8 protein-coding genes are annotated in these 12,932 nt (G+C 70.1%); 4 read left to right on the forward strand and 4 right to left on the reverse strand.

Features of this window, described 5'->3' with window-relative positions:
* Nucleotides 1–425: 425 nt before the first annotated feature.
* Both typA and ABEA82_RS06630 read right to left on the reverse strand, forming a co-directional pair.
* Nucleotides 426–2,333: a translational GTPase TypA gene (gene typA / locus ABEA82_RS06625; RefSeq protein ID WP_003992723.1), complete on the reverse strand. Its 1,908-nt coding sequence runs from the start codon at nt 2,331–2,333 to the stop codon at nt 426–428.
* A gap of 236 nt (nt 2,334–2,569) precedes the next feature.
* The gene (locus ABEA82_RS06630) at nt 2,570–4,753 is read right to left on the reverse strand and encodes an ABC transporter family substrate-binding protein (RefSeq protein ID WP_345660427.1); all 2,184 of its coding nucleotides are present in this window, start codon (nt 4,751–4,753) and stop codon (nt 2,570–2,572) included.
* Between the two features lie 289 nt (nt 4,754–5,042).
* Here ABEA82_RS06630 and ABEA82_RS06635 point away from each other — a divergent pair, with 289 nt between their 5' ends.
* From ABEA82_RS06635 to ABEA82_RS06650, 4 genes are read left to right on the forward strand one after another with little or no spacing between them, the layout of a single operon-like run.
* On the forward strand, nt 5,043–5,330 hold the full coding sequence (locus ABEA82_RS06635) for a hypothetical protein (RefSeq protein WP_345660428.1): 288 nt from the start codon (nt 5,043–5,045) through the stop codon (nt 5,328–5,330).
* Nucleotides 5,331–5,384: 54 nt separating this feature from the next.
* Entirely contained in the window at nt 5,385–6,221 is an 837-nt protein-coding gene (locus ABEA82_RS06640; RefSeq protein WP_345660429.1) for a hypothetical protein, read from the forward strand.
* 16 nt (nt 6,222–6,237) lie between these two features.
* A complete protein-coding gene (locus ABEA82_RS06645) occupies nt 6,238–8,202 on the forward strand; it encodes a fumarate reductase/succinate dehydrogenase flavoprotein subunit (protein ID WP_345660430.1) in 1,965 nt (654 codons plus the stop codon).
* Nucleotides 8,199–8,993, forward strand: a complete 795-nt coding sequence (locus ABEA82_RS06650; RefSeq protein WP_345660431.1) for a succinate dehydrogenase/fumarate reductase iron-sulfur subunit — start codon at nt 8,199–8,201, stop codon at nt 8,991–8,993. Before ABEA82_RS06645 ends, ABEA82_RS06650 begins: the two co-directional genes overlap by 4 nt.
* On the opposite strand, the gene ABEA82_RS06655 is transcribed toward ABEA82_RS06650, so the two are convergent.
* Complete coding sequence (locus ABEA82_RS06655; protein ID WP_345660432.1) at nt 8,969–10,084, reverse strand: glycoside hydrolase family 18 protein; 1,116 nt, start codon at nt 10,082–10,084, stop codon at nt 8,969–8,971. The genes ABEA82_RS06650 and ABEA82_RS06655 overlap by 25 nt on opposite strands.
* Before the next feature lie 58 nt (nt 10,085–10,142).
* Nucleotides 10,143–12,779: a SpoIIE family protein phosphatase gene (locus ABEA82_RS06660; RefSeq protein WP_345660433.1), complete on the reverse strand. Its 2,637-nt coding sequence runs from the start codon at nt 12,777–12,779 to the stop codon at nt 10,143–10,145.
* Nucleotides 12,780–12,932: the final 153 nt, after the last annotated feature.

Genomic DNA, 12,932 nt, shown 5'->3' on the forward strand with positions numbered 1-12,932 from the left:
AGGAGCGAACCACACTCTCGAGGTCTCGGTTCGATCACAGCTCTCGCCTACATCTTCCAAAATCCGGACAAAGGGTTTGGTGAAAGATCCCTGCGAAACGGACTTGTTACACATCTATCGGTGGTGACTGTCCGCATTCCGGACGCGAGAGTGAGATAAACCGTTTGCGACGGGGCAGGTTCCCGTGCAAGGGGCCCTCGATGCGTGTCGCGCGCTCAAGAAGCCTGTGTTTCAAGGCCGTTGCGCGAACCCCGGAGCCGGGGTGGCGGGGCGCTTCCGCAGAAGCGTAGTGGGGACAGGGCGTTCCGGACGCCGGTCCCGGGCAAATCGAGGGTTTTCCCTACCCCTGCCCTCGGCGTTTCCTCTGCTCAACACGACACCGGGCACCCCGCCGCGCGGGGTGCCCGGTGTCGTCGTGGTGGGCGTCAGCCGTGCTTGGCGCGGCTCGCGGCGCGGGCGCGCTCGCGGGCGTCCAGGTTCACCTTGCGGATGCGCACGGCCTCCGGGGTGACCTCCACGCACTCGTCGTCGCGGCAGAACTCCAGGGACTGCTCCAGCGACAGCTTGCGCGGCGGGACGATCGACTCGGTCACATCGGCCGTCGAGGACCGCATGTTGGTGAGCTTCTTCTCCTTGGTGATGTTGACGTCCATGTCGTCGGCGCGGGAGTTCTCGCCGACGATCATGCCCTCGTACACCTCGGTGCCCGGCTCGACGAACAGCACGCCGCGCTCCTGGAGGTTGGTCATCGCGAACGCGGTGACCGCACCGGCGCGGTCGGCGACCAGGGAGCCGTTGTTACGGGTCTGGAGGGTGCCGAACCAGGGCTCGAAGCCCTCGTGGATGGAGTGGCCGATGCCCGTGCCACGGGTCTGGGTCAGGAACTCCGTGCGGAAGCCGATGAGACCGCGGGAGGGCACGACGAACTCCATGCGGACCCAGCCGGAGCCGTGGTTGGACATGTTGTCCATGCGGCCCTTGCGGACGCCCATGAGCTGCGTGACGGCGCCCATGTGCTCCTCGGGCACGTCGATCGTCATGCGCTCGACGGGCTCGTAGGTCTTGCCGTCGACCTCCTTGGTGACGACCTGCGGCTTGCCGATGGTCAGCTCGAAGCCTTCCCGGCGCATCGTCTCGACCAGGATGGCCAGCGCCAGCTCACCGCGGCCCTGCACCTCCCAGGCGTCCGGCCGCTCGGTGTCGAGCACGCGGAGGCTGACGTTACCGATCAGCTCGCGGTCGAGGCGGTCCTTGACCTGGCGGGCGGTGACCTTGCGGTCCTTGACGGCCGCCTTGTTGTCGGCGCCCTTGCCGGTGGCGCCGCGGCCGACCAGCGGGGAGGTGTTGGTGCCGATGACCATGGAGATCGCGGGCTCGTCGACCGTGATCAGCGGCAGCGCGACCGGGTTCTCCGGGTCGGCCAGCGTCTCGCCGATCATGATGTCCGGGATACCGGCGACGGCGCAGATGTCACCGGGGCCGGCCATCTCGGCCGGCTTGCGGGTGAGCGCCTCGGTCATCATCAGCTCGGAGATGCGGACGTTGCTGACGGATCCGTCGCGCTTCATCCACGCGACCGTCTGACCCTTGCGCAGCTCGCCCTGCTCGACGCGGAGCAGCGCGATACGGCCGAGGAAGTTGTCGGCGTCCAGGTTGGTGACGTGCGCCTGGAGCGGGGCGGCCTCGTCGTAGGTCGGGGCCGGGATGTGCTCCAGGATGGTGGAGAAGAACGGCTCCAGGCTGGTGGAGTCGGACGGGACCGTGCCGTTGTCCGGCTTGGTCAGCGAGGCGATGCCGTCGCGGCCGCAGGCGTAGACGATCGGGAACTCGATCTGCTCCTCGTCGGCGTCCAGGTCGAGGAAGAGGTCGTAGGTCTCGTTGACGACCTCGTCGATCCGGGAGTCCGGGCGGTCCGTCTTGTTGATACACAGGATGACGGGCAGGCGCTGCTGGAGGGCCTTGCGCAGCACGAAGCGGGTCTGCGGGAGCGGGCCCTCGGAGGCGTCCACGAGCAGGACGACACCGTCGACCATCGACAGACCGCGCTCGACCTCACCGCCGAAGTCGGCGTGGCCGGGGGTGTCGATGATGTTGATGGTGATGACGTCCCCCCCGTCCTTCGGGTGGTACTTCACCGCCGTGTTCTTGGCCAGGATCGTGATGCCCTTCTCACGCTCCAGGTCGTTCGAGTCCATCATGCGGTCGTCGACCGAGTCGAGCTGGTGCGCGGCGAAGGCGCCGGCCTGCTTCAGCATGCCGTCGACGATGGTGGTCTTGCCGTGGTCGACGTGGGCGACGATGGCGACGTTGCGGATGTCGTGGCGCGTGGCCATATTGAGGCGTACTCCCGGAGTGGTGAGGAATGCCCTGCGCGTACGTCACTGGTGCGCGGGCCCTGCCGGGCTCAACATGCCACGGCCTCACCCCATGGTACGGGTCCGCTGCCGCTGGGGTTAGCCGGGATGCGTCGGTGCAGGTCAGGCATGCTTCTGAGGTACTCGGCGGTGCTCGGCGGGTCGCTGGGGGCTGCCGCCCCCGGACCCCCGCTCCGGCCTGAACGGCCTCGTCCTCAATCGCCGGACGGGCTGGGAGTGCCCGACGGGCCTCCGGCCGGCTTCATGCCCTTCTTCAGGAAGCCCATGTCCTCGAAGGCCGGTGTGCCGAGGCCGAAGGCGCCGGTGTTCACCAGGTTCTTGCGGGCCGCGATGAGCTGGGGGCGCTGGTAGAGGGGGATCGAGCCGGCCGCGGCCCAGATCCTGGAGTCGGCCTTGCGGATCAGGGAGCGGGACTCGCCCTCGTCGAGGGTGGCCACGGCCGCGTCGAAGAGCTGGTCGACCTGGTCGGTGCCGACGCGGGTGTAGTTCTGCTCGATGTTCAGCGAGCCGTCGGCGGCCGGGACCGGCTTGGCGTAGACGGGACGGGCGTCGGTGGCGGGGAAGGCGGTGGTGGGCCAGGAGTACAGGGCGAGGTCGTACTGGCCGGACGCGATGTGGTCCTTGAAGTAGGACTCGTCGGAGACCTTGGAGATCTCCGTGCCGATGCCGACGTGCTCCAGCATGCGGGAGATGCGGTCGGCGACCGTGCGCAGCGTCTGGGAGCCGGGCCCGGAGGGCAGGACGAAGCGGAGCGTGAGGGCCTTGCCGTTCTTGGCGAGCGGGGCGGCCTCACGGCCGGCCGGGGCGGCGGTGCCCTCGGGGGCGTACGCGCCGGGGGCGCCGCCCTGGTGCGGCTGCTTGTACTGCTTGCCGTCCTGGTCGGGGTGGCCGGCCGGGTCGTGGCGCCGGTGTGCCTTGTTGTCCTCGCCGCTGTCGCCCTTGCCGACGATGTACGTGCCGTCGTCGCCGTCCGACTCCTCGTCGGAGGACTTGCCGGCCTTCTTGCCCTCGGCGCCGGCCGCCTTCTCCCCCTTCTTCTTCTCCTCCTTGACGGGGCCGCCCCGTACCCATCCGGCATCCGCGAGCAGGGCCTGGGCCTCCTTGGTGTCCTGGTCGCCGAGGGCGCCGCTGTTGTCGGCGTAGGCGGCCTGGCCGGACAGGGCGAGGTGGCTGCCGACCGGGACGGCGGGCAGGCCGAGCGGCTTGAGGACGGTGGCGACCAGTTCCTTGCGGTCCAGGGCGCGGGCGACGGCCCTGCGGACGCGCTCGTCGGCGAGCGGGCCCTCGGCGCCGTTCAGGGCGAGCTGGGTGTAGGCGGGCTCCAGGGACTTGCGCACCTCGAAGCCGCGCAGGGCCTGCTGTTGCCGGGCATACCGTGCGGCCGCCTTGCTCAGCTTCTTGTTCTTGCCGGAGGCGGTCTTCTCGTCGGAGCCCTTCTCCCCCTCCGCGGCGGAGGGGGAGGCGCTGGAGCCCATCAGCGGGCTGCCGGAGCTGCGGGGCTGAGCGGTGACGGTGATACGGCGGGCCGCGGTGGGGTCGATCTCGGCCAGGTCGAGGGTGCCGGCGGCCAGTTCGTCGGCCCGCTTGTCGCGCGGGACCGTGCGCAGCACGATCTCGGAGAGCTTGGCCGGCTGACCCCACCAGCGCGCGTTGCGCGCGAGGGTGATCTCGTCGTCCTTGCGGTCGACCTTCTTCACGGTGAAGGGACCGGCGGTGACCTTGAGCTTCTTGCGCGCCCCGTCGTTGAAGGCGTCCGGGGTGCCCATGACGTCCTTCGGGTACAGGGGCGAGAACAGCGACCGCCAGTCGGCGTAGGGGCGGCTGAAGGTGACCCTGACCTCCAGGGCGTTGTCGCCGCGCTCGATCTTCTGGATGCGGTCGTAGCCGGCGTTGCGGGCGGTCCAGTAGGCGGTGTCCTTGCCGGACAGGGCGCGCCACTGGGCGGCGAAGTCGGCGGCGCCGATCTCCCGGCCGTCGCTCCAGACGGCCTGCTGGTTGAGCTTGTACAGGACGACCTGCTTGGGCTCGGTCTCGACGACCTCGGCGGACTCCAGGTAGTCGGGGTTGCGCTCGGGGCGGCCCTCGGCGTTCATCCGGAACATCGACGGCAGGACGGCCTGGGCGACACGGGTGGTGGTGGCGTCGGCGTCGGACTGGAACGTGTTCAGGGTGTCGGGCACGGAGTCCACGGCCCAGCGCAGGGTGCCGCCGTCGGCGATCCGGTCGCGGGCGGCGGGCTGGATGTCGGGGGCGGCGAGCGGCTTGCCGGCCGGGTCCTCGGAGCTACATCCGGCGAGCGCGGGCACCGCGAGCACTCCCGCGGTGAGGAAGGCGACCGAGCGCGAGACCGCACGCGGGCCGACGCCGTGCTGGGACATCTGTGCTACCTCCGGGAAGCCGCGGGCGTTACGATCACTTTTGGCGGTATTTGGCGTTCATCTGATGTATGCCGCCACTGAAGAGGAAAGGGTTCGGCAACACAGGGCGACACGGCGGCCACAGGCGGGAAGTCACCCGACCGGCGCAACGCACCGGGCGGTGCACCCATACGCCTCGGCCAATCGATGCACATCCCCTTCACAGCACAAGGTGTGACGCGCAACACTCGCAGGCGCATGAACGTTGCCACCTTGGGCCTCGAAGGACCTGCGGAAGTGAGGGCAAGTCATGTCCGTTCACGACGAACTGACGTCAGTCCAGCGCAGTCTCGACGATCTGTTCCGGTCGCTGGGACGCCTGGAGAAGCAGCTCGGCACCGGCGGCCTGGAGATGCGCCGCGTCCGCGCCGACGCCAACCATCTGCGCGAAAGCGTCGCCCTGCTGCGCGACGCCGCCGCACCCGCCGCACAGAAGCGCCCCGAGCTCGTCACGATCTCGGACACGCCGTACGACTCCGCCCTGTGGCGTGACTCGGACGACGAGGGTCTCGGCGCCCGGGACCGGCGCGCTCCCTGACCGGGGAGGAGTCGAGCGACCGGCACCTCCCCCGAACCCGACCGGAGTCGTCAAGTGGCCACTGGTACGGAACCCCCTGCCACAGAACCCGCACAGAGAGGCGGCGGCGTACGGGCAGGTACGCGCGCCGCGATCGACGCCCCGCACCTGCGTACCGACCGGTGGTGGCTGGCTCCGGCCTGCACGGCCGCCGGCCTGCTGGCCTTCATCGTCTACTCGACCTGGCGGGCCTTCGCCAACGCCGACTACTACGCGGCGCCGTACGTCTCGCCCTTCTACTCCCCGTGCCTGGCGGAGAACTGCGAGACGATGAGGGGCGGCCCGAACTGGGAGATCTTCGGTGGCTGGTGGGGTATCTCCCCCGCCATCATCATCCTGATCTTCCCGCTGGGCTTCCGCCTGACCTGCTACTACTACCGCAAGGCGTACTACCGGGGCTTCTGGGCGTCCCCGCCCGCGTGCGCGGTGGCCGAGCCGCACAAGAAGTACACCGGTGAGACCCGCTTCCCGCTGATCCTGCAGAACATCCACCGCTACTTCTTCTACGCCGCGCTCCTCGTCGCCGGGATCCTCACGTACGACACCGTGCTGGCCTTCCGCGACGAGCACTACGCGTGGGGCCACATGGGCCTCGGCACCCTCGTGTTCCTGGTCAACATCGTGCTGATCTGGGCGTACACGATCTCCTGCCACTCCTGCCGGCACATCGTCGGCGGCAAGCTGAAGCACTTCTCCAAGCATCCCGTGCGCTATCGGATGTGGCAGTGGGCGGGGAAGCTCAACGCCCGGCACATGCAGCTCGCCTGGGCGTCGCTGGTGAGCGTGGCGCTCGCCGACTTCTACGTCTACCTGATCGCGTCCGGCGCCTTCGACGATCCGCGGTTCTTCTGATGAGTGGAGCGTTCTGATGTCCGTGGTCGACCGGCAGGAGTGGGACGTCGTCGTGGTGGGCGCGGGCGGCGCGGGTCTGCGCGCCGCCATCGAGGCCCGCGAGCGGGGCGCCCGTACGGCCGTGATCTGCAAGTCGCTGTTCGGCAAGGCGCACACGGTGATGGCCGAGGGCGGCATCGCCGCGGCGATGGCCAACGTCAACGAGAAGGACACCTGGCAGGTCCACTTCCGCGACACCATGCGCGGCGGCAAGTTCCTCAATCAGTGGCGGATGGTCGAGCTGCACGCCCAGGAGGCGCCGCAGCGGGTGTGGGAGCTGGAGACCTGGGGGGCGCTGTTCGACCGCACCGAGGACGGCCGGATCTCCCAGCGCAACTTCGGCGGCCATGAGTACCCGCGTCTCGCCCACGTCGGCGACCGCACCGGCCTGGAGCTGATCCGCACCCTCCAGCAGAAGATCGTCTCCCTCCAGCAGGAGGACTTCAAGGAGACCGGCGACTACGAGTCGCGGCTGAAGGTCTTCCAGGAGTGCACGGTCACCCGGGTACTGAAGACTGTGTCCGACAGCGGCTCCGCCGCGGACCCCCGGGTCTCCGGCGTCTTCGCCTACGAGCGCGAGTCGGGTCGCTTCTTCGTCCTGGAGGCGCCCGCCGTGGTGATCGCGACGGGCGGTATCGGCAAGTCCTTCAAGGTGACGTCGAACTCGTGGGAGTACACGGGGGACGGCCACGCGCTGGCCCTCCTCGCGGGCGCTCCCCTGCTGAACATGGAGTTCGTGCAGTTCCACCCGACCGGCATGGTCTGGCCGCCGTCGGTGAAGGGCATCCTCGTCACCGAGTCGGTGCGCGGCGACGGCGGTGTGCTGCGCAACTCCGACGGCAAGCGGTTCATGTTCGACTACATCCCCGACGTCTTCAAGGACAAGTACGCGCAGACGGAGGACGAGGCCGACCGCTGGTACGACGACCCGGACCGCAACCGGCGCCCGCCCGAGCTGCTCCCCCGCGACGAGGTGGCGCGGGCGATCAACGCCGAGGTGAAGGAGGGGCGCGGCTCCCCGCACGGAGGCGTCTTCCTGGACGTGTCGACGCGTATGCCCGCCGAGGTCATCAAGCGCCGGCTGCCCTCGATGTACCACCAGTTCAAGGAGCTGGCCGACGTCGACATCACCGCGGAGGCGATGGAGGTCGGGCCGACCTGTCACTACGTGATGGGCGGGGTCGCGGTCGACTCCGACACGGCGGCGGCGCGCGGGGTGCCGGGCCTGTTCGCGGCCGGTGAGGTGGCCGGCGGCATGCACGGCTCCAACCGGCTCGGCGGCAACTCCCTCTCCGACCTGCTGGTCTTCGGGCACCGGGCGGGCTGGCACGCGGCCGAGTACGCGGCGGGAGCGGCCGGGGCACGCCCCGTCGTGGACGACGTCCAGATCGACTCCGCCGCCGCGGAGGCGCTGCGGCCCTTCTCGGCCGAGGCGGAGATCGAGGAACCGGCGGGCGGCCCGCCGGAGAACCCGTACACGCTGCACCAGGAACTTCAGCGGACGATGAACGACCTGGTCGGCATCATCCGCCGCGAGCCGGAGATGAAACAGGCCCTGGAGAAGCTGGCCGAGCTGCGGGTACGGGCGCGGCGGGCCGGGGTCGAGGGGCACCGGCAGTTCAACCCGGGCTGGCACCTCGCCCTGGATCTCAGGAACATGCTGCTGGTCAGCGAGTGCGTGGCGCGTGCCGCGCTGGAGCGCACCGAGTCGCGCGGCGGGCACACCCGCGAGGACCATCCGGCGATGGACCGCAAGTGGCGCCCGGTCAACCTGCTGTGCGCCCTCACCGACCCGACGGGCGGGCTGGCGGCGACGGACCCGGTCCGTGGCCAGATCACCCTCACCCGTGAGACCACCGAACCCGTCCGTGCGGACCTGCTCGCCCTCTTCGACAAGGAGGAGCTGGTCAAGTACCTGGCCGAAGAGGAGCTCTTCGAGTGAGCAGCTACGAGGCCCGCTTCAAGGTGTGGCGGGGCGATGTGAGCGGCGGCGGCCTGGAGGATTTCGAGGTCGAGGTCAACGACGGCGAGGTGGTGCTCGACATCATCCACCGCATCCAGGCCACCCAGGCCCCCGATCTCGCCGTGCGCTGGAACTGCAAGGCGGGCAAGTGCGGTTCCTGCTCGGCGGAGATCAACGGCCGGCCGCGGCTGATGTGCATGACGCGCATGTCGGTGTTCGACCGGGAGGAGACGGTCACGGTGACGCCGCTGCGGGCGTTCCCGGTCGTCCGCGACCTGGTCACCGACGTCGGCTTCAACTACGCCAAGGCCAGGGAGGTCCCGGCCTTCGTGCCGCCGGCCGGTGTGGCTCCCGGCGAGTACCGCATGATGCAGGAGGACGTGGACCGCTCGCAGGAGTTCCGCAAGTGCATCGAGTGCTTCCTGTGCCAGGACACCTGCCATGTGGTGCGTGACCACGAGGAGAACAAGCAGGCGTTCGCGGGTCCCCGGTTCCTGATGCGGGTGGCGGAGCTGGACATGCATCCGCTGGACGCGGCGGCGGAGTCGGGCCTGGACCGCAAGACCACCGCCCAGGACGAACACGGCCTGGGCTACTGCAACATCACCAAGTGCTGTACGGAGGTCTGCCCCGAGGGCATCAAGATCACGGACAATGCGCTGATCCCCCTGAAGGAACGGGCGGTCGACCGCAAGTACGACCCGCTGGTGTGGCTGGGCTCGAAGATCAGGAGGCGCTCTTCAGGTCACGGCACCCAGTCTTCCTTGTAGGACCGCCAGTCCGCCTCCGTCGCGGCGAAGTCGATGTACAGCGCGACGCCGAAGTTGGCCCGGTCCGCATCCGTACGGGACAGGCCGAGTCGGACGCCACGCACGGCGGCGGGGACGGTCTCGGCGTGGCCCCAGTGGTCGAAGTTGCTCTCCCAGTAGAAGGGCAGGCCCATCAGCAGGTCGGTGGTGGGCGGGGTGACTTCCAGGGCGAGCGAGGTCTGCTGGGCGACGTAACCCCCGTAGGTGCTCTCCAGGGGCTGTGCGGTGTCGTACGACATCACGGCGATCTGGTCGACGCGGCGGGCGACCTGGCCGAAGAACTCCTGCGACCACCACTTGGGGTGGTCGGTGAAGAAACCGAACACGGTATGGAGGGCTGGGAGCGGGTCGATCTGGTGTGCGGCGACGGAGAGTTGCGCGTCCCGGGAGCGGGTCTCGCGGCGCAGGGCGTCGAGAAGGGTGAGGTAGTTCCGGTCGCCGGAGTGCATGGGCTCCAGGTCGAGGTGGATGCCCTCGTAGCCGGTGTCCAGGACCTGGCGGGCGGAGCGGACGACCGCGGCCCGGGTCCCGGGCTTCTCCAGGCGCATGCCGTCGGGGGTCTCGGTGGCCAGGACGTCTCCGAGGAAGGCCTGGACACGGATGCCGGGGAGTTCCTCGTGTACGGCGTCGATGAACCAGCGGGCCTTCGGGTAAACCGACTTGGGGAGCGTGCCGTCGTGTTCCAGCGGGCCCGAGTGGACGTACAGGTCACGGATGCCGGTCCCGCGCAGGCGGCGGGCGAGTGCGGCGACGTCGGCGTCCTTCTTACGGCCGTCCACCCAGGCGTGGCCGAGCCAGAGGGCGTCGCGGTTCCTGGTGTACGTGCCGTCCGCCGGATCGCCCGCGTAGTTGACGCGGAGAGCTGTCAGGGCGGCCAGGAGCGGGAGCAGCAGAACCAGCGGCAGGGCGATCGCCGTACGTCTGACCCAGCGCCGGCGGCCCCTCTTGGGAGTCGTGTCCTCCGTGTGCTCCGTGTCCTCCGTGTGCTCCGTGCCGTCCATGCCGTCTCCCCCGGTGGTGCGATCGGTGTTGCCGGGGATGACGATCAGCACGAACGTTCGGTTGCGGTCGGCTGGGCTCCTGGCGGTCGCACGCGGCCGCCGACCGCGCTCAGAACAGGCTCAGCAGCGCCTCCGCCGGGTCCGTCAGGGTCGTTTCGCCGCCCGGTAGCGGGAGTTCGAACCAGACCGTCTTGCCCCGGGGGGTGCGGCGGGAGCCCCACGCGGCGCTGAGGAGGCCGACCAGCTGGAGGCCGCGGCCGCCCTCGTCCGTGTCGCGGGCGCGGCGGCGGCGGGGCTGGACCAGGCCGGAGTCCCACACCTCGCAGACCAGCGTGCGGTCGAGCAGGAGACGGAGGCGGATCTCTCCCTCGCCGTACCGCAGGGCATTGGTGACCAGTTCGCTGACCAGGAGCTCCGTGGTGTCGACCAGGGGTTCCATGTCCCAGCTGAGCAGTTGGGCACGCGCGTACTCGCGGGCCCGGCCCACGCTGCGGGGCTCGCGCGGCAGGGTCCAGTCACCGACGGACTCGGTGGGCAGGCCCTGTACACGTGCCATCAGCAACGCGATGTCGTCCTCGCCGTGATGGGTGTCGAGGGTGTTGAGGACGTGGTCGCAGACGTCCTCCAGCGGCTGGGCCGGGTCGGACAGGGCGCTGACGAAGGCCTGGAGGCCCTCGTCCAGGGGGTGGTCGCGGCTTTCGACCAGGCCATCCGTGTAGAGCGCGAGCAGGGCACCCTCGGGGAGTTCGACCTCGACCTCCTCGAAGGGTTCGCCGCCGACGCCGAGCGGCATGCCCGGCGGCACGTCCAGCATCAGCGCCGGTTCGCCCGGCTCGACCAGGACGGGCGGCAGATGGCCGGCGTTGGCGAAGGTGCAGCGCCGGGTGACCGAGTCGTAGACGGCGTAGACGCAGGTGGCCAGGTAGACCTCGGAGAGGTCCGCCTCCCGGGGGCGGCGGGCCGCCCTGGTCGCCTGCTGGACGCCGCCGGGGGCGCCGAGGCCGCGGGCGATCTCGTCCAGCTGGGAGAGCACTTCGGCCGGTTCGAGGTCGAGCTGCGCCAGCGTGCGGACCGCCGTGCGGAGTTCGCCCATGGCGACCGCGGCGCGCAGGCCACGCCCCATGACGTCGCCGACGACGAGGGCGGTGCGGTGCCCGGGGAGTTCGATGACGTCGAACCAGTCGCCGCCGACCTCGCTGGGCCGGCCGGTGTTGGCATTGCCGGGCAGGTAGCGGCAGGCGATGTCGAGGCCGGAAGCCTCCGGGTCGCCGGGCGGGAGCAGGGACCGTTGCAGTATCAACGCGCGTTCGTGCTCGCGCCGGTAGAGGCGGGCGTTGTCGATGCAGACGGCCGCGCGCGCCGCCAGCTCCACGGCGAGGTCGCGGTCCCGCTCGCCGAACGGCTCGCTGCCCTTCGTACGGGCGAACTGCACGAGCCCGACGACGGTGTCGTGGGCGACCATCGGCACGGCGAGCGTGGACTGCACGAGCCCGCCGTCCTCGGGCGGAACGGTCTGCGGCCGGGCCGTGCGCAGGGCGTCCGCGCAGGACGAGTTGAACGGATAGTGGTGGACGGCGCCGACCGAGACGGGCACACCGGCACCGGCGAAGGGCGCGTCGGAGACGGCACTGGCGAAGGCCACCCGGCGCAGCTCGGCACTGCCGTCGGCGAGCCCGGGCGGGGTCTCGTCGCCGGCCAGCAGCCCCTGGTAGAGGTCGACGGTGGCCAGGTCGCAGAAGCCGGGGACGACGACGTCGAGGAGCTGACGGGCCGTGGTCTCCAGGTCGAGCGAGTTGCCGATGCGGGCACCGGCCTCGTTCAGCAGGGCCAGATTGCGCCGGGCGGCGGCGGCCTCCCGGGCGGCGGCGCGGCGGGCGGTGATGTCGATCCCCAGCCAGGCGATCCCGATGGGACGACCCGAACCGCTGTGCACGCGATAGAGGTTGACGGACCAGTGGCGGCGCTCGTCGGAACCCGGCACGAAACCGGTGACGTGCATGTCGGTGATGGAACTGCCGGTCTCCAGCACCCGCCGCAGCGTGGCGGCGACCCGCTCGGCCTCGCCGCGCTGGAGGTAGTCGTGAACGCCCTTGCCACGGTGGTCGTCGACGTCACCGCCGAAGATCGACGCAAACCGCTGGTTGACGCGGCGGACCCGCAGGTCGGGGTCGATCAGCAGGAATCCGAACGGGGATTGACTGAAAATGGCCTGCGAGGCGGCGAGGTCGGTCTCGATGCTGCGCAGGGTGCGGACGTCGACGACGATGCAGACGGCGGCCTTCTCGCCCTCCTCGGTGCGCGTCGGCATGACGTACACCTCGGCCAGTCCCTCGCGGCCGCACTCGCCCTCGGCGTCCTTCGGCATCCGGAAGGGCACCACGCCGGTCCACTCGCGGCCGTCGAGGATCTCGGCCATCTTGCGCATGCCCCGCTCGCGCAGGTGCGGGTCGATGAAGGCCTCGATGGGGTCCATGCCGACGGCGCGTTCGGCCGGGATGCCGAAGAGGTGCTCGGCGCGCAGGCTCCACTGGTCGACGAGACCGTCCGGGCCGATGGAGAAGGACGCGACCTTGATGTAGTCGTAGATGGATCCCGGGGGACTGCTCTGCCACATGGCGTCCCCGGTCTGGACCCCGTCGGCCGCGAGCGCACCCCCCACGGTGGAGGCCAGGCCGTCCACGGCCCTCGTCCTCGCTCCCTCCGACGGGTCCTCGGACTCCGAGGCCTTCGCTGGTATCTCGCTCACGCGAACCGTCCCCTCCAGCTCACCGCGTCCGGCACCGGTCACCGGGGGCGGCTGCCCGCAGTATCCAGCACTACGGTGCCGCACAACACGGTGTTCACGATCACAGCACGGTCCCGATGGTTTTCGGTCCGGACCGTGAGAACACTTCCAGTC

This window comes from Streptomyces venetus (assembly GCF_039540295.1).
Lineage (GTDB): Bacteria > Actinomycetota > Actinomycetes > Streptomycetales > Streptomycetaceae > Streptomyces > Streptomyces venetus.

Coding starts and splice junctions, on each gene's coding strand:
- typA (WP_003992723.1), bottom strand. CDS start 2,333: ATGGCCACGCGCCACGACATCCGCAACGTCGCCATCGTCGCCCACGTC.
- ABEA82_RS06635 (WP_345660428.1), top strand. CDS start 5,043: ATGTCCGTTCACGACGAACTGACGTCAGTCCAGCGCAGTCTCGACGAT.
- ABEA82_RS06645 (WP_345660430.1), top strand. CDS start 6,238: ATGTCCGTGGTCGACCGGCAGGAGTGGGACGTCGTCGTGGTGGGCGCG.
- ABEA82_RS06630 (WP_345660427.1), bottom strand. CDS start 4,753: ATGTCCCAGCACGGCGTCGGCCCGCGTGCGGTCTCGCGCTCGGTCGCC.